A 23,494-nucleotide genomic window follows, 5' to 3' on the forward strand; every position below is an offset into this window, starting at 1 on the left:
TTTGCAGTGACAACCTCGATACATAAGTCTACTGCTTAGCCTAAAAGGCTTAGACCGATATATCAATTGCGTCCGCCACCACGGAATCGCTGGGCGTATTCTTTGGCATCCTGTGCATTACGAACACGGTTTCGGCTCCACTCCAGCAAAATACGGTCTATATACCGGAAATGAACCTTCCCTGCAAATACCGCTTCCTTCAAAGCCAGCAAAATCAGCTCCTCGGGATACCGATCCTGATCCACCCAGCTGGTGATCGTCTCGTATTCCATCGGTGATAATGGCCGCCCGAATTCTTTCTCAAAAATCGTAAACAAATTCCGTTCTTCTGTAAGCGGGGATTCTGATATTCCATTCAGTAAATCCGGCTTTCCGGCAAACAAAATGTCATCTTCATCATGCTGCTCGTTACGCTCGGCGATCATACATTCTGCCAACTTACGATACAGCCCCGTCAAATTGTAACGTTCGAATTGTACGGATGAACTGCGGTCTTCTACGGAATCGATTCTCAAAAATCCTTCTTTCATGAGCTTACTGAAATAGAGTGCGATTTCGTTCGCAGTACATCCGATACGGGTCTGCAATTGTTCCCATGTCGGAAATTCATTACGTTCCGCTTGTTTAAAGGCAAGCAACTGCATCAGTAGCAGCATTTCAGCATCTGTCAGCCGAAGTGTCCGATAATGCTTGAGCAGGGCATAGGGAATCTGGACCATTCCGGCTTCCATAGCAAAGGCTACTCCCTCCGCCCATTCTGCCGCTGATGTCTTGTCGAATGATCCGGTCATCGGTTACGGATACAAACGATACAGCATACGTGGGAACGGAATCGTTTCACGTACATGATCGAGTCCACAAATCCATGCTACTGTACGCTCCAGGCCCAGTCCAAAGCCGGAATGCGGAACGGTACCATAGGTGCGCAGGTCCATATACCATTGGTAGGCTTCACGAGCCAAGTTATGCTCGTTAAAACGTTCTTCCATCAATGCTGGATCATCAATCCGTTGGGAACCCCCGATAATTTCGCCATAGCCTTCAGGAGCGATCATATCGGCACACAGAACAACCTCTGGACGGGTTGGGTCTGGTTTCATATAGAATGCCTTAATGTGAGTTGGCCAATGTGTAATGAACACAGGTTTGTTATATCTTTCAGCAATCGCCGTTTCATGAGGAGCACCAAAGTCTTCGCCCCATGGGATATCGAAACCTTCACCTTGAAGGAAGGCAATCGCCTCATCATACGTAATACGTGGAAATTCGCCTTGAATTTGCTCCAGCTTCGAAACATCGCGTCCGATTGTTTCAAGCTCCTTCGCACAGTTTTTCAGAACAGATTGCACGATATGGCTTACAAACTGCTCCTGAACGCGCAAGGATTCTTCATGATCCACAAAAGCCATCTCAGGCTCGATCATCCAGAACTCAATCAGGTGACGACGTGTTTTGGACTTTTCCGCACGGAAAGTTGGACCAAAGGAATACACTTTGCCCAGCGCCATTGCCGCGGCTTCCATATACAACTGTCCGCTTTGTGTCAAATACGCATCTTCATCAAAATATTTAATGTGGAACAACTCTGTTGTACCTTCTGCAGAGGAAGGAGTCAAAATAGGTGGGTCCACCTTCGTAAAGCCGTTGCCGTTAAAGAATTCCTGTACAGCACGGATAATTTCCGCCCGTACGATCAGAACAGCACGTTGCTTGGCGGAACGCAGCCACAAGTGACGATGATCCATCAGGAAATCTACACCATGCTCTTTGGGTGTAATCGGGTAGTTTTCGGTCAAATGAATAATTTCAATGCCTGTAACCGTTAATTCAAAGCCCGATTGGCTACGCGGTTCTTCACGCACCACTCCAGTAACGTAAAGGGAGCTCTCTTGAGTCAAGGATTTGGCGTCATTCCAAATATCCTCGGACACTTCACTTTTCACGATAACCCCTTGAATATACCCGCTACCATCGCGCAGTTGCAGGAACTGAATTTTACCACTAGATCGTTTATTGTTTACCCAAGCGCCGATTGTAACCGTTTCCCCTACATGGCGGCCCACTTGGGCAATCGTACTTTTATTCGTCATGACCGTCTCTCTCCTCTTAACCGAAAATCAAACAGCCCTTCCCCCTGGGTCAGGCTGTTTGCTCTCGCTGTTTGGTGCATGCGGAACTCAAACAATAGTCCGCATGCATAAAGTTTACACTTTCGAACCGAACTACTGAACCAAACGGAACGTGTCGCGGGCAATAACCAGTTCTTCGTTCGTTGGAATGATCAGTACTTCTACCTTTGAATTTGCAGTTGTAATCCGACGAGGCTCGCCAGAACGAATAGCATTCAACGATTCATCCAGCTCGATACCGAGGAATGTCAATTGCTCCAACACTCTCTTACGCAGAACGATGGAGTTCTCGCCTACACCTGCTGTAAATGCAATTACGTCTACTCCGTTCATTGCGGCAGCATACGATCCAATGTATTTGCGCAGACGGTATTCATACATTTCGAATGCCAATGTAGAATTAGCTTCGCCTTTTTCCATACCTTCTGTGATTTCACGCATGTCACTGCTGATACCGGAGATAGCTAAAAGTCCACTATGCTTGTTCAACATGGAATTGACTTCATTGACAGTCAATTCTTCTTTGTTCATGACATAAGGTACGATTGCTGGGTCCAAATCACCACTACGAGTACCCATCATAAGACCTTCCAATGGAGTCATACCCATGGAAGTATCAACAGACAAACCGCCTTGAACTGCTGTTACACTACCACCATTACCGATATGACAAGTGATAATCTTCAGGTCTTCCAAAGGACGACCAAGGAATTTGGCGGCTTCCTTACTTACAAAATCATGGGAAGTGCCGTGGGCACCGTAACGACGAACCTTATACTTATTGTACAACACTCTTGGAATGGCGTACATATAAGCTTTTTCAGGCATAGTTTGATGGAACGAGGTATCAAATACCACAACCTGTGGTACATCTGGCATATTCAATTCAGCCGCTTTAATCCCCATCATGGAAGCAGGGTTATGCAGTGGCGCCAGGTCAAACAAGCGACGGATTTCACTCTTCGCTTCAGGCGTTACAACTGCTGACTGTTTGAAGATTTCGCCTCCATGAACCACACGATGGCCCACAGCCTGAATTTCACTAGTACTGGAGATTACACCATGTTCAGCATCTGTGAGTACGTTCAGCACTTTACGGATGGCTGTAGTATGTTCCAAAATCTCGCTAACTTCAGTGTATTCTTCTTTATTGGTTGGCTTATGCGTCAGAATGGAGGAATCCATACCGATGCGCTCTACCAATCCTTTTGCCAGAACGGACTCGTCCGTCATATCATACAATTGGTATTTCAGGGAAGAACTCCCTGCATTGATTACGAGAATTTTCATATCCGGTCACCATCCTTGTCGTACTTAAAGAAGCCTTCGCCCGATTTCACGCCCAGATTACCTGCACGCACCATTTTCTTCAGTACGATGGACGGACGATATTTCAATTCGCCGAATTCACGGAACATACGCTCCAGAGCAGCCAAAACGGAATCCAGACCAAAGCGGTCAGCCATTTCCAAAGGGCCGCTTTGGAAGTTATATCCGATTCGCATAGCGTCATCGATATCATCAGCGGAAGCCACGCCTTCTTGAAGTACATGGGCCGCTTCGTTAATCAGCAGACAGATAATCCGGCTTGTTACGAATCCAGGAGATTCATAAATCATGACTCCTTTTTTCTCCACTATCTCTTCCACGAACATTTTAGTGTTTTCAAATGTATCGTCCGAAGTTTTCAAACCACGAATAATTTCTACAAGATCAATACGGGATACTGGATAAATAAAGTGCATACCAATAACACGCTCAGGATACTTGGTCGAGCTAGCAAGCTCGGTCAGGCTCAGCGTGGATGTATTACTTGCAAGAATAATATTGCTTGGACACACATGGTCTAGCTCTTGGAACACTGCTTTCTTCTCGTCCAGATTCTCTGTAATAGTCTCAATGACCATATCACAGCTGCCGAGCTCCGCTAAATGGATTACTTTTTGAATACGGGATAAGATCAATTTTTTCTCAGCTTGAGTAATTGCCCACTTTTCCAGTTGTTTGTCCAGACTCGTTTCAATCATATTGTAGGCGTAGTCTAGTTTCTCTGGTGTCTGCTCTACCAGCAGCACATCGATTCCTTTGGACGCGAGCATTTCAGAAATCCCCTGTCCCATGGTGCCGCCGCCGATGACGCCGATTTTTTTAAATTGCATGATTCTTTACTCCACCCTTTCCTGGTCACTCTCATATATTGTATCCTTCTTTGTCGAAAAATACATGTTTATGTCCCAATAGATAATAATATCTTAGCACGGACTAAAAGTAAAAAAAAATAACCAGCATAAAAAATTATGCTGGTAATAAAGCATTTTCACTAAATTGACATCTAAATTGGTCTCCAGACAGAGTTTCTTCCTTCATCAGGATGTCAAGTGAGTTGTCGAACACAGGACGATGCTTTTCCAGCAGCTCCAAAGTTCGGGTATGCAGGTCAGCCATTATCTCGCCATTTTCCCGCATGAGTTCTTCTTTGGTTACCATTTCCATGTTAATAATGCCAAGTGAAGTCAAACCGGAAGTCATCATCGTATGGACGATGTTCAGCGCCTGCTCAAAATCATTACTTGAGCCGGTACTGCGACCGCCATAGTACATTTCTTCCGCCGTAGCCCCTGCGAGCGAGATCATAATTTGCTCCTCCAGGAACTGCTTGGTGTATAAATAATGCTCTTGCTGTGGATTGTGGCGCACATAGCCAAGCGCTTTCCCACGAGGGCTAAGTGCTACCTGGCTTACGCTACCGGGACGAACAATTTCGGCCATAATAGCATGTCCTAGTTCATGAATCGCTACACGTTTTTTCTCTTCCAAGGTCGATTCTCGGTCTGTCTTTTCACCCATCATCACTTTGTCAATTGCCATCGACAGATGCTTCTGCCCAATCATTTTCTGATCCTGTCTCATCGCATAGATTGCTGCTTCATTCATCACGCTCTCCAGCTGTGCGCCGGAAAACCCGTAAGATTCCTCAGCAATTTTGTCCAGATTTGCATCTTCCTGAATCGGTTTGTTTTTGGCATGAATTTTTAGAATATGAAGACGGCCCTTCTTGTCAGGCAGATCCACTTGAATATGACGATCAAAACGCCCTGGACGCGTTAAGGCGCTGTCCAGCATTTCTTTACGGTTTGTTGCCGCAATGATCAAAATCCGCGGTGTATCTGCGGAATAAATACCATCCATTTCTGTCAGTAACTGATTCAAAGTCTGATCATATTCTCGTTGCTGTCCACCCTCACGTTTACCACCAATTACATCGATTTCGTCAATAAAAATAATTGCATTTTCCTTCTTTTCCTTGGCTGCACGAGTACGCGCCTCCCGAAACAACTCACGGACACGACCCGCTCCAACACCAACGTACATTTCAACAAATTCACTACCTGAGGCTGCAACAAATACAGAATTAGTGTAGTGTGCCGCTGCCTTCGCCATCAGCGTTTTTCCTGTTCCCGGAGGACCAGTGAGCAAAACGCCTTTTAATGGACGGATACCAAACTTGGAAATTTCATCATGTCGATTCAAAAAATCCAGGGCCTCGCGCAGTTCCTGCTTAGCGCTTTCTTGCCCACCGATTTCCTCAAAAGTCAGCTTGTCCGGACCATTTTTTTTACGTTTACGCTCTTGCCCAGCACCTACGGCCAAACCGCCACGCGCATGCATAAGCATTAACAAGCCGCTGAACATCACGCCAGCAACCAGAAGAGGGATAATATTTACCCCAATAAAAACGAGAAATATAATGGTTACCGGCACAATGCCGATTAATATTTCCTTAATCCATCTAGGCATTAGGCCATACCCCCATTTGCTGAGATTGACGTGGCAAAACGATAAACTTGGTCGCTTTACCTTCGCTGAGTCGGATATAGACATTGTTCGAATCCATATCGGTATCAGCTTTGATACCCGTCTTTTTCTTTTTCATCTGCTCAACTGTAGATGAAATTTGAGTATACTTTTTATTTTCCATCGCTTCGGCCACAGGAAACATAGCCTCAGACCACCATTGATTCAGTGCTGAATTGGAACGATCTGCGATATCCAACTTAATGGTGCGGCTGCCAATGATGGATTGTCCTTTTTGCTTAACCACATCGACCAATTTGGCCACATCCGCCTGCGGTTTGAGATCTAGTTTCAATACAACCTGATCCTGTTTAATATCTATTTGAGCGCTTGTCACGCCTGGATATTGAGATACCAGTTTTTCCAGAGGACTTTGCATTGTAACCTGACGGTAAATGAACCATCCCCCAAATAGCAGCAAAGCTGCCAAAACTGCCGCCACAACGATAGGAACTGCACGCAATTTCAAACAACATCCTCCTCTCAAAATGTAAAACTCAGAAGAAACGGGACGAATGTCAACAAACAACCAAATTGCATGATCTTATAGTGATCAGCAATTCTTTTTTCTATCATTTTTGTCTATCACTTATAAAATATAGTATATCATAACGTATATCTAATATCGAAGGCAATGTGTGGAGGAGTTGTGATGAGGCAAAATCTTTGGTTATGGTGGAGGCGAGACGCTGCGTGTAGGATTTGATCTTACGATCGCTGTTGCCCGCCACAAAGATGAATTTGACCTAGGAGAGAAGATGGATAGGTAAAGATGCTTCACTGGCTTTCAGCCAGCTTTACGGCATAGCAAAACTAAAAGACGTAAATACGATTTTTGTCGTATTTACGTCTTTTTCTTGAGTTTTTAATCATTTACTAGTCATTCATTCAACATTTGCCAATCCTCACACCAGCTCAGTTATTGGGCAAAGTATATTTCACACCCGTCGCTACCCCATCTGAGAAACGATAAAAGGTGTAGTAATGATGACTTCCATCATCGTAAAACAACTGCCACACATATTCGCCATTGAACACACTCGGCTGAAGCCTTACAATTTTTGCACCTGGAAGCTGCTGCTGAATTATTGCCGTCATTTTTTGCTCATCGACTCCGTTCTTCAGCAACTCGGTGTGAACACCGCTATTATCTGCGACAGGTACGTTAGGTTGTCCTTCCACTTTTTGAAAAGGAACCCACACCATTATATTTTCATTCTGTGCATTTTTCCCTTGAACCACCCAATATACCTGATCCCACACAGACTTCCATGTTTGAGTCGTGCTAACCAGACCACCTGATTGCTTGGCCTTAATGATAGCGGCATTTTTCTCAGCCACCTGGTCTTGAGTAACATAGGAATAATACCAGAAAATGCTGACCAGGATCAGTATCACGGCCAAAATGGCGACCGCTATCCATTTTTTCTTATTTTTCAAACCTGTGCTTCCTCTCTAAGGGGATGTGACACCTAAATTAGCGCGACAGCAGCCCTTCAAAGGCGGCTTGTGCCTCATGTTTGATACGTTCCTCGTCCATAGTCAGGCATTCGCCGTTTTTCACAACCTGGCGACCGTCTACCCACACATGAGCCACGTCCTTGGCGCTTGCAGAGTATACCGCATGGGAAATAAGATCTGTACGCGGCAAGAAATGTGCCTGATTCAGATCCAACGCGATAAAGTCAGCCTTGTTGCCTGCTGCCAACGCTCCTACTTCTTTTAAACCAATCGACTTTGCACCGTATTCTGTTGCCAGACGCAGCGCTTCACTTGCAGGAACTGCCGTAGGGTCACCGGATACACCCTTGTGAATAAGTGCCGCCAGACGCATTTCCTCGAACATATCCAGGTTATTATTGCTGGCAGGACCATCCGTTCCGAGAGAAACAGTAACCCCTGCACGCAGCAATTCAGGCACTCTGGCCACACCACTTGCCAGCTTCAAGTTGCTACCAGGATTATGTGAAACCGCTACACCACGTTCAGCCAGTAAAGCTATTTCTTCGTCGTTCAAATGAACGCCATGGGCAACAAGCGAAGGACGGGAGAAAAAGCCAAGCTTATCTAAGTGTGCAACTGGACGCAAACCGTAGTCGCGTACGTTTTGCTCCACTTCGGCGATCGTCTCAGACATGTGCGTATGCAGTGGCAAGTCCAGATCATGCGCAGCTTGTACGAATTTTTCAATAAACGCAGGTGGACATGTGTATGGCGCGTGCGGAGACATCATCGTTGTAATACGCCCGTCTGCTTTACCATGCCAGTTACGCGCAAAAGTCACGGCCTCAGCCAGCTTGATTCGCTGTTCTTCTTCCGAGCAAAGTCCAATTGCTCCACGCATCAGACTTGCACGAATACCTGACTCTTCAGCTACACGAGCCACCTCATCCATATGATCGTACATATCCAGGAAGGTCGTTGTTCCACCTTTCAGCATTTCCAGCACAGACAAGGACGTACCCCAGTACACGTCCGTAGATGTAAACTTGGCTTCCATAGGCCACATTTTCTCCTGAAGCCATACTTGAAGTGCCAAGTCATCTCCATGCCCACGCAGCAGAGACATCGCCGCATGACCATGAGTATTAATCAGACCAGGTAAAAACAATAGCCCCTTACCATCGATCGCTTCCGTCTCTTCCTCACCCGCAGGCAAAGTTTCGCCAATATAAGTAATACGGCTATCCTCCACAATCATAAAACCATGGACTACCCCAGCTTCTGATCCATTTACGGCAAAAGAGCCGTTTTTAATCATCCATTTATTCACTGTCATATTGTGTTTCTTCCTTTCCGTCCTCCAAATAATAAGCGAGGCTAAGCAAATCAGTTGTAAAGTCTGTGGCATGAATCCGAATGTTGGCCGGTGCCTTGAGAGTAGTCGGTGCAAAGTTCAGGATCGCTCCAATTCCGCTCTCAATAAGCCTGTCAGCCACGTGCTGTGCTTCAAAATCAGGTACGGTAATAATCCCGATTCGAATGTTTTTTTCTTTCACAGTCGCTTCCAGTTCATCCATCGGTTGAACGACCAATGTATTGATCTTGGTCCCTACCTTATCCGGAAACGCATCAAATACTGCGACAATCTTCATATTGTCTTTTAAATAAGCGTTATAATTCGAAAGGGCTTGCCCCAGATTACCCGCACCGACCAATACGACATTAATTTGCTGGTCGATTTTCAGGATATGGCGTATTTTCTCAATTAGATAAGAAACATCATAACCGATACCCTTCCGACCAAAATCTCCAAAATAGGCGAGATCTTTACGGATTTGGGCCGGGTTCAAATCTAGCCTCTGTCCCAACTCTTGAGAAGAGACCGTAGCCACCTCCCGTTTGTGAAGTGCATTCAGATAACGTAAATATACGGGTAACCTCCGTACGACAGCCTCTGAAATTTTATCTGATTTCATACTTGCTCCCCCTAATTGTAACGAACATACTTAGTGTCCGTCCGTTATGCCTCTGTCTCCGGGGCGGATTGGAGCCATTCGGCGATGCGGGGCACCATTTGCTCCGATGGCATATGCTCCATTTTTGGTCCCGGTAACGAGTACAAAAAGTGCTTTCCGTAATAGGATTCGATCACACGCGTATCGTAAACGATAACGACCCCGTGGTCACTCGCTGTACGTACTAACCGACCAAATCCCTGTTTGAAGCGAATGACCGCTTGTGGTACAGACAGCTTCATAAATGGATTCTTCTTCTGCTGCTGAAGCAGCTCGCTTTTTGCCTCCAGCAACGGGTGATTCGGCGGTTGAAACGGCAAGCGAACAATGGCCAGACAAGTCAGAGCCTTTCCTGGAATATCGACGCCTTCCCAGAAGCTGCTGGTTCCCAGCAATACAGAAGCTTTGGCTTCCTGAAAACGGCGGGTTAGCTTGCTGCGACTCCCACTGTCCACACCTTGTCCCAGCACAGTAATTTCGCTGGATGCTAAGGCCTCTTTGAGCGGCTCATACACTTGCCGGAGCATCCGATAGGAAGTAAACAGAACGAGCATTCTCCCCCGCGTCGCCTGAGCAGTCGCTCCTAGAGAGCTAACGAGCATATCTACAAAGTGTGCATCTCCTACACTGCCCTTCACGCTTGGGAAATCCCGTGGAATGACCAGCAACACCTGATCCCTGTAATTAAAGGGTGACGGGAGCTGCGAAGTCATCAGCCGCTCTTGATCTGCGGCCTCCTGCAAGCCGAGCTGATCGATCATGTACTGAAACGACTTATCTACCGATAAGGTAGCAGACGTCAGAATAATGCTTCTTTTTTTGTCAAAAAACATTTCTTTCAACTGGCGGCTCACATCGACGGGCACCGCATAAAATTGCAATGATTTACTACGGAATTGCCCACTCGCTTCGAGCCAGTATACGGTTGTTTCATCATCGAGTCGGATAAAAAAGCGCAAATTTTCTCGGATTCCCGCCAAATCCTTGAGCAGACCCGTGATATCTGTAATAAGGCTATCTGCCGCATAATCGTCATGTTCTTCCTTGACGTCCAGCATCAGCTTGTCGCCCTTACGCAAAATTTCGCTCATCGTTACATATAGCTGATTTTCCAAAGCCCCCGCCTGATCCCACTTTGCAGGCTTGGCCGAAGGTTTGAGACGGGAAGAAAACTGTCCTGTTTCACCCGGTGTCGCATCGCTTCGCTCTGGCAACATGCCAAACAGCTTGTCGCTTAGCAGGTCCCAAGTTTCCTTAACCTCTAACACGAGCGGATACATCTGGTCGATGGTTGAAGCCCAATCCGCCGACTTCTCGTGTCCCGATTTTGCCAACTGTTGACGAAGTGAAGGCAGTTGTCCATTCTTGCTGTCTTTGAACAGTCGCGTCAGTGTATGCACGAGTGTGAAATATTTCATATGCATACCTAGGTGCTTACCAGCTACTTCCTCCAGGTGATGGGCTTCATCAATCACCAGATGTTCATAGCTCGGCAACAACTGGTGACTGGCTTTGACGTCTGTGAACAACTTAGAGTGATTCGTAATAACGACATCCGCTATCCCTGCTTCATGGCGTGCACGATGATAATAACATTTGCGGAACCATGGACAAGAACGACCAAGACAGGACTCTGAATCACTCGCCACCGTTTCCCAGAAATCCCCTCCACGGTTGCTCAGATTCAGTTCTTCATCATCACCGGTTTCTGTTAGCGTCAACCAGACGATCATCTGAGCCGCTGTAATTAAGTCTTCCTTCGGCGTCGCGAAGTCTCTTCTGTTTATTTTATGTTCAAACTTACGCAGACACAAATAATGTCCCCGACCCTTGAAAATAGCAGCCCGGAACGGAAACGGAATCACCTTGGTCAGCATAGGAATGTCGCGCTCGCGTAATTGCTCCTGCAGGTTGATCGTATGTGTACTTACCATAACGCGCTGTCCTTTTTTTACACTGTGATACAGCGATGGGAGCAAATAACCGAGAGACTTTCCTGTTCCTGTACCTGCTTCGATCAGCAGATGCTTGTCTTCACTCAGTGCCTGATTTACACCCTCAATCATCTGTATCTGCGCCTCGCGCTCCTCATATTGGCTCAAGGATGAACGCAAATTGTCCCGCACATCATCCATGTACTCCTCAAAGGAAACACCTGAAAGTGGATTCGGGTCATCTTCTCTACGCGGTGCAGCTAGCTCCGTCCAATCTTCCACTTTTAGCGCAAGCTGACGAAAAAACTGATGTCCCTCCAAATCCTGAATAGGATCAAGCTCTTTCTCTTCACGCACCCCATCAAGAAACCATCCAAGGTCACTGTCTTCCTCTGCAAACAAATCACTAAGCCGCTGTATCGTTATCAGAGGTAATGCTTGAAGCTCACCCAGACACTTTAAAAACACCTCAGCGGTAGCCAACGCGTCGCTGTCTGCTTGGTGAGGGCGATCATGCGCCAGCCCGAACTCAGAAGACACAAACCCCAACTGATACGAAGATAGCGATGGAAACATAATTTTCAGAAAATCCATTGTATCCAAGATTCTTCCGCTAAACGGTAAATATCCGCACCGATCCAGAGCGTTTTGCAAAAAATTAAAATCAAACGCCACATTATGACCGACCAGCACAACATCGTCCAGCATAGGCACGAGCTCCATCATCATTTCTTCAAGTGCAGGAGCATCCTTGACGTCATCGTCTGTAATTCCGGTCAATCCAGTGATAAAAGGTGGAATAGATCTGCCAGGGTTCACATAAGAGCCGTAAACACGGGAAATGCTGTTATCATGATCTATAATTGCAAGTCCGACTTGAATGATGTCATCCGCGGACTGGGTGCCTGTCGTTTCAAAATCCAATACCGCAAATTTCATTCGGGCTTAATCCTTTCTTATGACACTTACAAAAATAATAACTCTATATATTAGCATAGCAGAAGATCGCCTGTTTGGAAATTAAGACAGCCAAAAAAGACGATGCACACGCCGCCTGAGGAGGTGGGCATGCATCGTCTTACTCGGTGTCTGACAACTACATCCAGGTCATCATGGAGCTGTCGTATCGAAGCATTTCGGTACCGGACAAACAGGCTTCCATATTGTGCAGCGGCTCGGGTAACGCAGGATCGAACTGATGTGCGAGAGCAAAACATTTTTGCGCCTCCTCTACGTCAGCCTGCTTTGCCAACAGACAGCCTAGCGCATTATAGATGACCGCCTTTAGTCCTGCCTGCTCAGTCAGGTCCAGCACCTTCTGAAAATGGCATACAGCCTCTGCTGGATCATCTAGTTGAAAATAGGCCATTCCCATATACATGCGACTCTGCCAGCTGTTCGGAAAATGCTGTAGTACCTGCTCAAATTGTTGGATCGCCTCAGGGTACATAAGTAATCGATAATACCCTTGCCCCCGATTAAAAGCTGGCAGCTCTTTTTCAGGCAGCTCAGTGTCAGACATATCGGTCTCTGCGGAAAATCCGGCCGCACGCAAGCAAACCATTTTTTCCTCAAAGGCCAGCCACTCATCCATAATTCCGTCACTCATTCTCCGCAGCAGACTCCAGTGCTGTAGCAGCTCCTGCCTGCGGGAGCCCTGGGCTGATGGGTAATGCTTCACGATATCATCTAACATGCTGTTCATTTCTGCGAATACATGCTGGAACATGTGCATCCCGCCCTTATGAAAGATGGATTAATACACTCACATTTTTCGCTTAAAAGACGGGTTTCATCCGCACTCCCATTCATTACATGATCGTCGCGTGTACTTCTTTGTTCATCGTTTGGGCTGGTTTATTATGTTCATCAACAAATACCACTGTTGGTTTGTATGTTTTGGCCTCTTCATTCGACATGGAAGCATAGGAAATAATAATGACTGTATCACCAGGCTGCACCAAACGGGCTGCCGCACCGTTGAGACAGATCACTCCGCTCCCACGCGGTCCGGGGATAACATAGGTTTCCAGTCGAGCTCCATTGTTATTGTTTACAATTTGAACCTTTTCATTCTCCAACAGATCCGATGTCTCCATGAGATCTTCATCTATAGTGATACTCCCCACATAGTTCAGGTTAGCTTCCGTAACGGTAGCGCGGTGAATTTTGGATTTCATCATGGTTCTAAACATGGGAAAGCACCTCCGCCTTCTGTATTCTTATATTGTCAATCAGTCGGGTATTGCCAAATTTCACAGCCAGCGCTACGATGACGTCTTCCTGAACATCACATAGCCGTTGCTCGGGAAGAAGGGGCTCCAGACCGGGAAAAGTTAATATTTCAATGTAATCAATGTCTGCTAAAGGAGAGGAAGTAATGGTGGACTCCACCATTTGATGTAGCTGACGAATCGTAATTGTGTTTGTTACAATATCTTCGCTCACTTCTTGCACCTTACGCAGTGACTGGGACAGCACCAACGCCTGCTCGCGCTGTTCTGCACTTAAATACACATTACGGGAGCTGAGGGCCAAACCATCCGCCTCTCTGACGATGGGACAAGGTACGATAGTCACGTTCATATTGAGATCAGTCACCATCTGCTGGAGCACAGCAACCTGCTGCGCGTCCTTCATTCCAAAAAAGGCCAAATCAGGACCTATCATGTTAAAAAGCTTGGCTACCACCGTAGTCACACCATCAAAATGGCCGGGACGGGAGGCACCGCACAAGCGATCTGTCAAAGCGGATACACGAATTTTGGTTTGGGTTGGTTGTGGATACATTTCTGCTACAGTTGGCAAAAATACAATATCCACGCCCTCGCGCCGTGCTACCTCCAAATCACGAGCTTCATCGCGGGGGTAGCTTTCCAGATCTTCATTCGGTCCAAATTGAATCGGATTTACGAAAATGCTAAGCACCACCGTATCTGCCATTTCACGCGCCTTGTGCATCAAGCTCGCATGTCCTTCATGCAGGTATCCCATTGTTGGTACAAAGCCGACTTTATGTTGCTGTAAAGAAGCAGAATCGTTTATTGTTTTTGCTCCGTTTGTCCCAAGCTGCCGACGTTCAGCAATAATCTTGCGCAGCTGAGCCACTTCTCTTACGATGATCATGACCGAGATTCCACCTTTTCCTTAGCTTGTTCCTGTGTCTGTCCTTTTGCCTTACCGTATAGGGATTCCACAACGCGGTCATCCGCGCTGAACACATGCTCTGCGGCCGGAAATGCCCGCCCTTTCACATCACTCACATACTGCTCAATGCTGCTGCGGATCAAGCCGCCTACATCGGCATAGGTTTTAACAAAGCGTTTGCTGAAATAAGGCGATGCGTACTGAATCAGATCGTGATAAACAAGTACCTGACCGTCACATCCACGTCCAGCACCAATTCCAATGGTTGGAATGGAAAGCTCTTTAGAAATCGCTGTTGCCACTTCCTCAGTTACCAATTCCAGTACAACGCCAAAAGCACCCGCCTGCTCCAGCGCCTTGGCGTCAGCCATCAACCGGCGTGCGTCCGCTTCGTCCTTGCCTTGAATGCGATAGCCGCCAATTTGATTAACCGATTGCGGAGTAAGCCCGATATGTCCCAATACAGGCACACCTGCCTGAACAGTTGCTTTTACGACATCGGCAATTTCAGCTCCGCCCTCCAATTTAACAGCATGCACATGTCCTTCCTGCATCAGACGGCGGATGCCCTGAAGACTTTCTGATACGCTGCTGTGATATGTCATAAAAGGCATGTCCGCTACGATAAATGTATGTTCCGCGCCTCTTGCGACTGCCCGGGAATGGTACACGATATCATCCAAGGTTACAGGGATGGTTGAATCGTAACCAAGAACTACGTTACCCAGCGAGTCACCTACGAGAATCATGTCAATTCCCGCCTCCTCGGCTATTTTAGCCGATGGATAATCATAGGCGGTCAGCATACTGAGCGGAATGCCCTCTTGCTTCATTTTTTTCATTTTCACAATATTCAGTGCTTGTTTTCCTGCCATTGCGAATGGCTCCCTTCCATCTTTTTTTGGCACAAAAAATAACCTTTTATGAACGCCTGTACATCTGCGTCATCAAAAGGTCCGAACAGCCAAAAAAGACACTCATTTTGAGATCGTCCCTTCTGTCTCGGTCCTGTTCGGCTCAGAGCAGAATCCAACGTAACCTTCAAATGAAGTTATGATGGTCTTACAAACTTGCTAAAGTAGAGCATGTGCCCCTGGAGTGCAGCTCGGACCGTCCGATGCCGCCTCCTGCACAGTATAACAAAAAACATCAGCTTTTTCACGTGAAGTTTTGCACAGAGAATAGAACGATTTCGGTCGTTTTCATAGCTAAGGTCGCTTCTATAATTGTATATCCCCTGAAATGACCTGGATTCGCTCTCCCTGATCCGTTTCTATCACGAGTGCCCCGGAAGGGTCCAAGCCAACAGCTGTACCTTCTACAGTTATCCCTTGTCCGGTATGTGCCCGTACACTACGGTTCATAGTCACGGACAAAGCCTCCCACAGCATGGCTATAGGCTGGAACCCCTGCTCGGCATACAACTTACTTAGCTGTTCCATCTCTTCCAGCACTGAGGCAATCAGCACAGTACGGTCAATTTCACGCCCTGCTTCTATTTTCAATGACGTTCCCACCTGCGATAACTCTTCCGGGTAATCTTCTTTATTCAAATTTACGTCAATGCCGATCCCTGCAATACAATAGCGAACCCGTTGATCCTCTGTTGCAGATTCCAACAGAATACCGGATACTTTGCGACCATGAATCAGCAGATCGTTTGGCCATTTGATACCAGCCTCCACACCCGTCAGCCGACGAATGGCTCTACACACTGCTACACCTGTAAGTAGCGTTAGCTGGGGGGTAAAAGCCAAAGGCTGGGTAGGGCGCAACACAATGCTCAACCAGACTCCTTTGCCACGAGGTGAATACCACTTCCGCCCCAGACGTCCCCGACCTGCCGTTTGTTCCTCTGCAAGCACTACTGTCCCCTCTGGCGCGCCCTCTTCTGCCAAACGCATGGCATCCTGCTGAGTGGATACCGTCGAATCCAGTACAACGATACGCTGGCCAAACGATTGGGTATTTAATATATCGGCCAATTTGGAGACTTCTAGCCGATCCGGTCGGGATATCAACCGATAGCCCCGACGCGAGGAGGCATCAATATTGTAGCCCAACTCACGCAGTTTGTTGATCTGCTTCCATACTGCTGTTCGGCTAACCGAGAGCCGTCGGCTGATTTCCTCCCCTGATACGTAATCGGATGTACCTTCCTCCAGTATGCCTAACAATCTTTCATGATTATTCACTACTCATCACCCGTTTCGCTTCCTGAAGCAATGTTTCTGTTTCATTCGGAATATCTCCACAGGCAACAGCTTGTAAAAGCTGTTCCATCATCTGACCCAGCCAAGGTCCGCCTGGTCGATTCATCTCCTGAACCAGTTCATTTCCTGTAATATTTAAATCTTTGATACGAACGACTACAGCCTGCTTTGTCCACAAGCTTGCCAGTTCGGCTGTTTTCGCCACATGCTTTTCTACCCATGGCGGTAATCCGCGGAATGAAGCAGGCAGTGTATTGTAAAGATCAAGCCAGTCTGAAGCTGTATCCTTTCCCAGTCTAATTAGCAGTCGAATCCAGCTACGACGCAGTGCCTCATCGTTGATAATGTCAGACTCCTCCGTAACGGAGTCGCCAGCTATGACACTAGTTCTGTAGATTAATTCGGTCTCCCATTCCAGCAAATGAACCAGCCGAAGTCGTACCGCGTTGGAGAAGGTCCAAGCTCTTAGTAGCTCGTCAGCTACCTCTGAGGTAAGTCTACAAGACATTAAGAGCAGGCCCCATCGCAGTTCTTCTTGCAGTTGAACGATCCCCTTGAGCGCTTGTGCTTCACATTGCTCCCAGGGAACCGGAACCTTCGTACAGCCGAGCAATCCGCTACGCCCCAGCATCTCCAACCCACGTAAAGGGTCAGGGCCCGCCAGCATCTTTTCCAGCTCGACCCGCACACGTTCCATGGCTATGTAACGAAGTCCCTCTCTGCGCCGAATCATACCTTTCCAGGTATTGAATGCAACGCGGAACCGAAATACAGAGGCAAAACGGATGCAACGCAGCATCCGCAACCCGTCCTCCTCAAAGCGTTCCTCGGCTCGGCCTACACAACGAACGAGAGCAGATCGTAAATCGGCTTCTCCCCCAAACGGGTCCACCCGCTCTCCGTGTTCTGCCATCGCAATCGCATTCATAGTAAAATCCCGTCGCATCAGATCCTCACGGATATCCTTCACGAAGGCAACTTCCGTTGGACGGCGGTGATCGGCATAACCGCTTTCCGTACGAAAAGTGGTCACCTCGAACGCATGACCACCCTGCATGACCGTAACCGTCCCATGCTGAATCCCTGTCGGAATGACGTGAGGGAATAGCGCTATGACCTGTTCAGGCTCAGCCGAAGTGGTCAAATCCATATCATGAATAGCTCGTCCTAATAGCTCATCCCGCACACAACCACCGACCCAGTAAGCTTCGTGTCCTGCTGCTGTTAGTGTATGTATGACCTCTCTACCATGAAGAGCCATCTCTTGGTCAGCATATTGCCAAGTATTTGTATTCACAGGGTTTCCCCCTTTGCAAGTATTCAATATAAAAAACGGACGCGAGTCCGCCCCCTTAAACGCTGATCGGTTTAAGATCCGGCACCTCGCGTCCCAACACACGGTAATATATCTCTTCATATTGACGGGTAATCAGCTTATCACAGAAAACTGTACGGGCGCGTGTCAGACACGCTTCACGGAAACGTTCCGCCATCGCTTCATCGGACAACAGCTCTACTGCATAATCAGCCATTGCCTCCGTATTACCGATTTCAGCAAGATACCCTGTAGTTCCATGCACAACGAGTTCAGGTACTCCCCCTGCCTGAGAACCGATAGTCGGCACTCCACAGGCCATTGCTTCCAGCGCAACCAGACCAAAACTTTCTTTTTCCGAGGGAAGCAGCAGTACATCTGCCATAGAAATCACTTCTGCGATCTGATCCTGCTTACCTAAAAAGAAGACCTTATCTTGCAGACCTAAAGTCTCGATTTTGCAACGGATTTTTGGAAGATCCGGTCCTTCCCCCACCAACAGAAGCTTCGCAGGTACTTTACGTTGCACTCTTTCAAATATATCCAACACATCTCCCACCCTTTTGACAGGACGGAAATTGGAAATATGCATCATTATTTTTTCATGCGGTTGGGCAAAATCACTTCTAAGCGCAGCGGCATCTCGTGGATAATATACCCGTTTATCTACAAAATTGTAGGTTAAATCAATAGGCCGTGTAATTTCCAACGCATCTATCGTCTCCCGAATCAAATCCTTGGAAACCGCTGTCACAGCGTCACTTTTGTTAATAGCCAGCCGAATCAGGTCCTTCAACGACTCATCCTGTGCCAACACGGTAATGTCCGTACCGTGCAAGGTGGTTACCACCTTCAGATGATCACCCACCATTTCCTTCGCCAAGTAAGCGCATACTGCATGTGGTACCGCATAATGAACATGGAGTACGTCCAAATTCTTCATTTGTGCGACTTGGGCCATTTTGGTCGCCAGTGACAAATCATATGGCGGATATCTAAACACGTAATAATCGTTAACTTCAACCTCATGATAAAAAATATTTTTCTGGAACGCCCCGCCTAATCTGAACGGAATGCTATTGGCAATAAAATGAACCTCGTGCCCTTTTTCTGCCAGCAACTTGCCCAGCTCAGTAGCCACTACGCCGGAACCACCCAGCGACGGATAACAGGTAATTCCAATTTTCAGTTTGTCATTCAAGCTAAGCTGCCTCCTTCCGCTCATCAGTGATAACTTTTCTACCGATTTATTTTAACATTCTGCAAAATGCTCAAGTATAGAATTCTTATGTCAGGATTTTGCAAAATTCGATTCCAATCGCTCCGAAGTACAAGATATAGACAAACTAAACCCTTTCGATCTATATCTTATCATTGGAAGTCGCTTATTGGATTTTTGCAAAATCCTTATGTGAATAGCTTAACCAGATATGGCGTTTTGGACGCAAAGCCTTCTGCATACGAAATCAGTTTGCGCTGACCCAACAACGAGTCACGAGCTTTTACGCGTTCTACATATCCCTGATTTAATGGTGTGGATACTGTATCCTTTCCAGGCGTTGCCTGAAATTGCGAAGCATAACTCAACAACGACTGTTCCTTGGCTTCATAATGCTCGGTAATATCCACAATCAAATCCGTTCTGCCAATATCATTAATAAAATAAAAATATAATTGCTCTACCTGTACCGCAGGATTTTCTGGCATAAAACGTCGCAACTTGGCGTTAAATACCGCTTCCTCCACCAACTTGCTGCACATGACATGGTCTGGATGCCGATCCTCCCAATAAGGAGCGAATACAACTTTAGGTGCATGGCGTCGAATTTCTGCTGTAACTGCAGCTACATGTTCAGGAGTGACATTTAATCCACGATCAGGTAGACCCAAATTCGTACGCACAGCAAGCCCGAGCACTTTCGAAGCATGTTCAGCTTCTGACATACGAGTATCCACATCACCATTGGATGACATTTCAGCCCGCGTCAAATCGCACACGCCCACCTTTAAACCAGCGGCTGTATGCTTGGCAATCGTGCCACCCATTCCTATTTCTGCATCGTCGGCATGGGCTCCGAAAATCAGGATGTCCAGCGTCATTTTACATCACCCTGCTGGTCAATGCCCGGTTTATATTTATGTACCAGCTCACGCCAAGCAAAATCGCCACGGTCTAGTGCTTTGACCAGTATTTCAGCAGTTGCAACGTTAGTTGCCAAAGGGATCCCCTGCACGTCACACAAACGTAACAAGGCGCTAATGTCCGGCTCATGCGGTTGTGCCATGAGCGGATCACGCAAGAATATAATCAAGTCCATGTCATTTTGCGCAACCATAGCCCCGATTTGCTGATCTCCTCCAAGCGGCCCGGACATGAAACGATGAATTTGAAGCTTGGTTTGCTCCATAATGCGCAGACCTGTTGTACCTGTTGAAAATAACTGGTGATCTGTAAAAACATGCTCATAGGCCGTTATGAAATTTACCATTTCATCCTTTTTTCGGTCATGCGCTATAAATGCAATCTTTAACATTCAAAGTTCCTCCTGCCTCATTCTATAATTTCATTCGTCAAATCATTCGCGTATTCTTAATCGATGTAATGCTCAAATCCATATACAAGCCCTGGCTGCTCCATGACTTTCTGAATACCGATTTTAACACCCGGCATATAGCCCGCCCGTTCATAAGAATCCTGACGAATTTTCAGAGATTGTCCAAACCCTCCGAATATAACTTCTTGCTGTGCGAACACACCGGGAAGACGGACACTGTGAACACGGAACCCTTGATAGTAACCCCCCCGTGATCCTTCTAACGTTTCTTCCTCTTCCGGGTTACCCTGTCGTAACTCTTCACGCTGTTCGGCGATCAGTTCTGCGGTCTTAATGGCTGTGCCCGATGGCGCGTCCAATTTTTGGTCACCATGATATTCGATGATTTCCAGATGTGGGAAGTATTTCGCTGCCTGAGCCGCAAACCGCATCATCAAAATGACTCCAATCGAAAAGTTTGGCGCGATCAGACCGCCAATCTGCTGCTCACGACACTGCTTGTCCAGTTCATCAATCTGTTCGGGGGTAAACCCTGTCGTTCCGATAACCGGACGAACTCCATGCTTGATAGCAAGCGCTGTATGTGCGTACGCAAAACGCGGCCCCGTAAAATCGACCATGACATCCGCACGACTCTCCAGTAAAGCCTGCTCCACATCCTCCACAATAGCGATACCCGCTTCCGGTAGTCCGACGAGAAGGCCGGCATCACTGCCGGCATGTGTTCTGTTCACTGCGGCCACAAGCTGTAGTTCCTCATCCTGAAGAACCAATTTGATAACTTCACGGCCCATACGCCCTGCTGCTCCTACAACAGCCACTTTTATTGGTTCTGACATATCCCTACAACTCCTTATGCATCCATTTGTGTTAGATCTGTTCATTCATCTGCTGGCATAACTTCTTCATGAGGTTGGCAAGCTGCACATTGTGAGGAAACAGTGCAGCCGCCTCACGAGCAGCCTGCACAGCCAGCTTATACTCATTCAATTCGTCATAAATCAATGCGAGCAGCAAAAAAGCATCCCCACATAACGGATCGAGGGCTATTGCTCGTTCCAGTAGTAAAATCGCATCCTGACGCACCTGTGGCGTAGCTCTGTCAACATCCAGCATTTTTCTGGCCTTCTCCGTATGCTGCCTGGCTTCCTGCGCATGCAGATGGAGAATATATTCATCCTGCTGTGGAGCGAGACGAACCGCATGCTCTGCATATGCGAGAGCCTGCTCCAAACGACCACTGCGAGCATAGGTAACTGAGCACCGGAAATAATGCTCCGCATGATCAGGCTGGGCTGAAATTGCTTTTTCAAACCATTCCACGGCCTGCTCAAAATCGTTCTGCAAAATGCACTGATAAGCTTTCTGAACGTATTCCTCCGCCTTCATGACACTGCACCTCCGGGTAACCGGTTTGGTACAGCATATGTACAAAACGCCTAATCGGTGTCCTTTTTAGTCCAGCGATTCGCGTCACGCGTGTTAAATTTTTGCATGACCTTATCATGAGCCTCGGTCAAATTTATACCTAGTGAGTTCGCAAAGCAAACTGTGATGAACAAAATGTCCCCCAGCTCTAGCTCAATGGAATTGTCCGCCTCATCCGTTTTTTTCGGTTTCTCACCAAAGGAGTGATTGACTTCCCTCGCCAGTTCCCCGACTTCCTCAGACATCCGGGCCAACATCGCCAAAGGGCTAAAATACCCTTCCTTAAATTGAGATATATACTGGTCTACCTCACGTTGAATTTCATCTAATGATTTTTCCATGAAACACGCAATCCCCCCATGTGCAGGTTTATTCATATGTTATCGTAAAGCACATTTTAAAACAAATTTTTTTTAATTGTGTACTTATGATCCCAACTTACAGTCATCAGTCTTTTAAAGCTAGCGTAAAAAGGTATACTACATATAAGGAGCTGCGATTTAGCAAAATCAGCATGAAGTCGTTCTTCCTTAAACTGCTACTGCGAGGGATTATATGAAGATATCCAAGTCCATGGAACAGCTTAAAATGATTTTATCCATTGTGCTCGGGACCGCCATTTATGCATTCGGTCTGCTTTATTTTATTATACCCAGTAAACTGATGGAAGGTGGTATTACAGGGATCACCCTGCTGCTTAATTATGCTTTTTCGATTTCACCCTCTCTCTCCACATTACTTCTGAACATTCCTTTATTTTTAATTGGTTGGAAAATGCTTGGGGGCAAGCAAATTCTATATACAGGGGTAGGTATCGGGTCGCTCACTTTTTTTCTGTGGTTATTTGAAAAAATGATTCATTTCGGATGGATGGGAACGTTTCAGACTGAACACGATTTTATACTTTCTTCATTATATGCAGGGGTTACGCTTGGGGCCGGGTTAGGTATTGTGTTCCGCTTTGGCGGCACCACGGGCGGCTCGGATATTATCGCTCGTATTCTAAACCGGAAGTTTGGCTGGAGTATGGGAAGGATTCTGCTGGTCATTGATATTGTCATTATCGGTGCTTCACTACTTTACATACCAAAAGAAAAAATTCTATATACATTAGTCGCCGTGTTCATCGCGTCCAAGATTATTGATTTTATACAAGAAGGGGCCTATTCCGCCAGAGCCTTTATGATTATCAGCGACCACACGATGGACATTGCGGATATTATTATTAGGGACATGGATCGCGGAGTTACTATTATTCCGGCTGTAGGTGCATTTTCCAAGCAGGCCAAGCATGTTGCCTATTGTGTCGTGCCTCGTCAGGAAATACGACGTTTGCACCAAATTGTTAAATCGGTTGATCCACGGGCGTTTATTATCATACAGGATGTGCATGATGTACATGGAGAGGGGTTCAAAGAGGAATAGCCCGGAAATCCGGGCGATGGGCTAACCTATATGGA

The 23,494-nt window shown here is 46.8% G+C and carries 23 protein-coding genes; 1 reads left to right on the forward strand and 22 read right to left on the reverse strand.

Annotation, left to right across the window (positions count from 1 at the left end; all coding sequences use genetic code 11):
• Positions 1-62: 62 nt before the first annotated feature.
• From NLX82_RS02040 to NLX82_RS02145, 22 genes are all read right to left on the reverse strand, one after another.
• On the reverse strand, positions 63-791 hold the full coding sequence (locus NLX82_RS02040) for a DnaD domain-containing protein (RefSeq protein ID WP_071558556.1): 729 nt from the start codon (positions 789-791) through the stop codon (positions 63-65).
• A gap of 3 nt (positions 792-794) precedes the next feature.
• The gene (gene asnS, locus NLX82_RS02045) at positions 795-2,090 is read right to left on the reverse strand and encodes an asparagine--tRNA ligase (protein WP_013310674.1); all 1,296 of its coding nucleotides are present in this window, start codon (positions 2,088-2,090) and stop codon (positions 795-797) included.
• Positions 2,091-2,222: 132 nt separating this feature from the next.
• A complete protein-coding gene (locus tag NLX82_RS02050; protein WP_023989129.1) occupies positions 2,223-3,419 on the reverse strand; it encodes an acetate/propionate family kinase in 1,197 nt (398 codons plus the stop codon).
• On the reverse strand, positions 3,416-4,288 hold the full coding sequence (locus NLX82_RS02055; protein WP_023989130.1) for a 3-hydroxyacyl-CoA dehydrogenase family protein: 873 nt from the start codon (positions 4,286-4,288) through the stop codon (positions 3,416-3,418). Before NLX82_RS02055 ends, NLX82_RS02050 begins: the two co-directional genes overlap by 4 nt.
• 136 nt (positions 4,289-4,424) lie before the next feature.
• Entirely contained in the window at positions 4,425-5,927 is a 1,503-nt protein-coding gene (locus tag NLX82_RS02060; RefSeq protein ID WP_254347447.1) for an AAA family ATPase, read from the reverse strand.
• A complete protein-coding gene (locus tag NLX82_RS02065) occupies positions 5,920-6,453 on the reverse strand; it encodes a hypothetical protein (RefSeq protein ID WP_220025323.1) in 534 nt (177 codons plus the stop codon). The genes NLX82_RS02060 and NLX82_RS02065 overlap by 8 nt, the downstream gene beginning before the upstream one ends.
• 446 nt (positions 6,454-6,899) lie before the next feature.
• Positions 6,900-7,424 carry a cell wall elongation regulator TseB-like domain-containing protein gene (locus NLX82_RS02070; RefSeq protein WP_069079760.1) on the reverse strand — a complete coding sequence of 175 codons (525 nt, stop codon included), beginning with the start codon at positions 7,422-7,424 and terminating at the stop codon, positions 6,900-6,902.
• Positions 7,425-7,461: 37 nt separating this feature from the next.
• Entirely contained in the window at positions 7,462-8,763 is a 1,302-nt protein-coding gene (locus NLX82_RS02075; protein WP_023989134.1) for an amidohydrolase, read from the reverse strand.
• The gene (locus tag NLX82_RS02080) at positions 8,750-9,403 is read right to left on the reverse strand and encodes a redox-sensing transcriptional repressor Rex (RefSeq protein WP_013310684.1); all 654 of its coding nucleotides are present in this window, start codon (positions 9,401-9,403) and stop codon (positions 8,750-8,752) included. The genes NLX82_RS02075 and NLX82_RS02080 overlap by 14 nt, the downstream gene beginning before the upstream one ends.
• Before the next feature lie 44 nt (positions 9,404-9,447).
• Positions 9,448-12,315, reverse strand: coding sequence for an ATP-dependent DNA helicase DinG (gene dinG / locus NLX82_RS02085; protein WP_053325663.1), 2,868 nt, complete (start codon positions 12,313-12,315; stop codon positions 9,448-9,450).
• A 157-nt stretch (positions 12,316-12,472) separates the two neighbouring features.
• The gene (locus NLX82_RS02090; protein ID WP_023989137.1) at positions 12,473-13,105 is read right to left on the reverse strand and encodes a tetratricopeptide repeat protein; all 633 of its coding nucleotides are present in this window, start codon (positions 13,103-13,105) and stop codon (positions 12,473-12,475) included.
• Between the two features lie 82 nt (positions 13,106-13,187).
• The gene (gene panD / locus NLX82_RS02095; protein ID WP_013371641.1) at positions 13,188-13,571 is read right to left on the reverse strand and encodes an aspartate 1-decarboxylase; all 384 of its coding nucleotides are present in this window, start codon (positions 13,569-13,571) and stop codon (positions 13,188-13,190) included.
• Positions 13,564-14,502: a pantoate--beta-alanine ligase gene (panC, locus tag NLX82_RS02100; RefSeq protein WP_023989138.1), complete on the reverse strand. Its 939-nt coding sequence runs from the start codon at positions 14,500-14,502 to the stop codon at positions 13,564-13,566. Before panC ends, panD begins: the two co-directional genes overlap by 8 nt.
• Entirely contained in the window at positions 14,499-15,398 is a 900-nt protein-coding gene (panB, locus tag NLX82_RS02105) for a 3-methyl-2-oxobutanoate hydroxymethyltransferase (protein ID WP_023989139.1), read from the reverse strand. Before panB ends, panC begins: the two co-directional genes overlap by 4 nt.
• A gap of 345 nt (positions 15,399-15,743) precedes the next feature.
• On the reverse strand, positions 15,744-16,718 hold the full coding sequence (locus NLX82_RS02110; protein ID WP_028540649.1) for a biotin--[acetyl-CoA-carboxylase] ligase: 975 nt from the start codon (positions 16,716-16,718) through the stop codon (positions 15,744-15,746).
• Positions 16,711-18,033: a CCA tRNA nucleotidyltransferase gene (locus tag NLX82_RS02115; RefSeq protein WP_076159304.1), complete on the reverse strand. Its 1,323-nt coding sequence runs from the start codon at positions 18,031-18,033 to the stop codon at positions 16,711-16,713. Before NLX82_RS02115 ends, NLX82_RS02110 begins: the two co-directional genes overlap by 8 nt.
• A gap of 55 nt (positions 18,034-18,088) precedes the next feature.
• Entirely contained in the window at positions 18,089-19,252 is a 1,164-nt protein-coding gene (gene bshA, locus NLX82_RS02120; protein ID WP_023989143.1) for an N-acetyl-alpha-D-glucosaminyl L-malate synthase BshA, read from the reverse strand.
• Positions 19,253-19,458: 206 nt separating this feature from the next.
• Positions 19,459-20,151, reverse strand: coding sequence for a bacillithiol biosynthesis deacetylase BshB1 (bshB1, locus tag NLX82_RS02125; protein ID WP_023989144.1), 693 nt, complete (start codon positions 20,149-20,151; stop codon positions 19,459-19,461).
• Positions 20,148-20,585 (reverse strand): methylglyoxal synthase, encoded by a 438-nt coding sequence (gene mgsA / locus NLX82_RS02130; protein ID WP_023989145.1) that lies wholly within the window; start codon positions 20,583-20,585, stop codon positions 20,148-20,150. Before mgsA ends, bshB1 begins: the two co-directional genes overlap by 4 nt.
• Positions 20,586-20,641: 56 nt before the next feature.
• Positions 20,642-21,445 carry a 4-hydroxy-tetrahydrodipicolinate reductase gene (gene dapB / locus NLX82_RS02135; protein ID WP_023989146.1) on the reverse strand — a complete coding sequence of 268 codons (804 nt, stop codon included), beginning with the start codon at positions 21,443-21,445 and terminating at the stop codon, positions 20,642-20,644.
• A 31-nt stretch (positions 21,446-21,476) separates the two neighbouring features.
• Positions 21,477-21,995 carry a tetratricopeptide repeat protein gene (locus NLX82_RS02140; RefSeq protein WP_023989147.1) on the reverse strand — a complete coding sequence of 173 codons (519 nt, stop codon included), beginning with the start codon at positions 21,993-21,995 and terminating at the stop codon, positions 21,477-21,479.
• Between the two features lie 50 nt (positions 21,996-22,045).
• The gene (locus NLX82_RS02145; RefSeq protein ID WP_023989148.1) at positions 22,046-22,375 is read right to left on the reverse strand and encodes a nucleotide pyrophosphohydrolase; all 330 of its coding nucleotides are present in this window, start codon (positions 22,373-22,375) and stop codon (positions 22,046-22,048) included.
• Positions 22,376-22,589: 214 nt separating this feature from the next.
• Here NLX82_RS02145 and NLX82_RS02150 point away from each other — a divergent pair, with 214 nt between their 5' ends.
• Entirely contained in the window at positions 22,590-23,459 is an 870-nt protein-coding gene (locus tag NLX82_RS02150; protein ID WP_023989149.1) for a YitT family protein, read from the forward strand.
• Positions 23,460-23,494 lie beyond the last annotated feature (35 nt).

It is taken from the genome of Paenibacillus sp. A3M_27_13 (assembly GCF_024213315.1).
Taxonomy (GTDB): Bacteria; Bacillota; Bacilli; order Paenibacillales; family Paenibacillaceae; genus Paenibacillus; species Paenibacillus polymyxa_B.

Coding starts and splice junctions, on each gene's coding strand:
- NLX82_RS02055 (WP_023989130.1), bottom strand. CDS start 4,288: ATGCAATTTAAAAAAATCGGCGTCATCGGCGGCGGCACCATGGGACAG.
- panB (WP_023989139.1), bottom strand. CDS start 15,398: ATGGCAGGAAAACAAGCACTGAATATTGTGAAAATGAAAAAAATGAAG.
- NLX82_RS02080 (WP_013310684.1), bottom strand. CDS start 9,403: ATGAAATCAGATAAAATTTCAGAGGCTGTCGTACGGAGGTTACCCGTA.
- NLX82_RS02150 (WP_023989149.1), top strand. CDS start 22,590: ATGAAGATATCCAAGTCCATGGAACAGCTTAAAATGATTTTATCCATT.
- NLX82_RS02140 (WP_023989147.1), bottom strand. CDS start 21,995: ATGAAGGCGGAGGAATACGTTCAGAAAGCTTATCAGTGCATTTTGCAG.
- dapB (WP_023989146.1), bottom strand. CDS start 21,445: ATGTCAGAACCAATAAAAGTGGCTGTTGTAGGAGCAGCAGGGCGTATG.
- NLX82_RS02090 (WP_023989137.1), bottom strand. CDS start 13,105: ATGTTCCAGCATGTATTCGCAGAAATGAACAGCATGTTAGATGATATC.
- bshB1 (WP_023989144.1), bottom strand. CDS start 20,151: ATGACGCTGGACATCCTGATTTTCGGAGCCCATGCCGACGATGCAGAA.
- dinG (WP_053325663.1), bottom strand. CDS start 12,315: ATGAAATTTGCGGTATTGGATTTTGAAACGACAGGCACCCAGTCCGCG.
- panC (WP_023989138.1), bottom strand. CDS start 14,502: ATGATCATCGTAAGAGAAGTGGCTCAGCTGCGCAAGATTATTGCTGAA.
- NLX82_RS02040 (WP_071558556.1), bottom strand. CDS start 791: ATGACCGGATCATTCGACAAGACATCAGCGGCAGAATGGGCGGAGGGA.
- NLX82_RS02050 (WP_023989129.1), bottom strand. CDS start 3,419: ATGAAAATTCTCGTAATCAATGCAGGGAGTTCTTCCCTGAAATACCAA.
- mgsA (WP_023989145.1), bottom strand. CDS start 20,585: ATGTTAAAGATTGCATTTATAGCGCATGACCGAAAAAAGGATGAAATG.
- asnS (WP_013310674.1), bottom strand. CDS start 2,090: ATGACGAATAAAAGTACGATTGCCCAAGTGGGCCGCCATGTAGGGGAA.
- NLX82_RS02060 (WP_254347447.1), bottom strand. CDS start 5,927: ATGCCTAGATGGATTAAGGAAATATTAATCGGCATTGTGCCGGTAACC.
- NLX82_RS02075 (WP_023989134.1), bottom strand. CDS start 8,763: ATGACAGTGAATAAATGGATGATTAAAAACGGCTCTTTTGCCGTAAAT.
- panD (WP_013371641.1), bottom strand. CDS start 13,571: ATGTTTAGAACCATGATGAAATCCAAAATTCACCGCGCTACCGTTACG.
- NLX82_RS02145 (WP_023989148.1), bottom strand. CDS start 22,375: ATGGAAAAATCATTAGATGAAATTCAACGTGAGGTAGACCAGTATATA.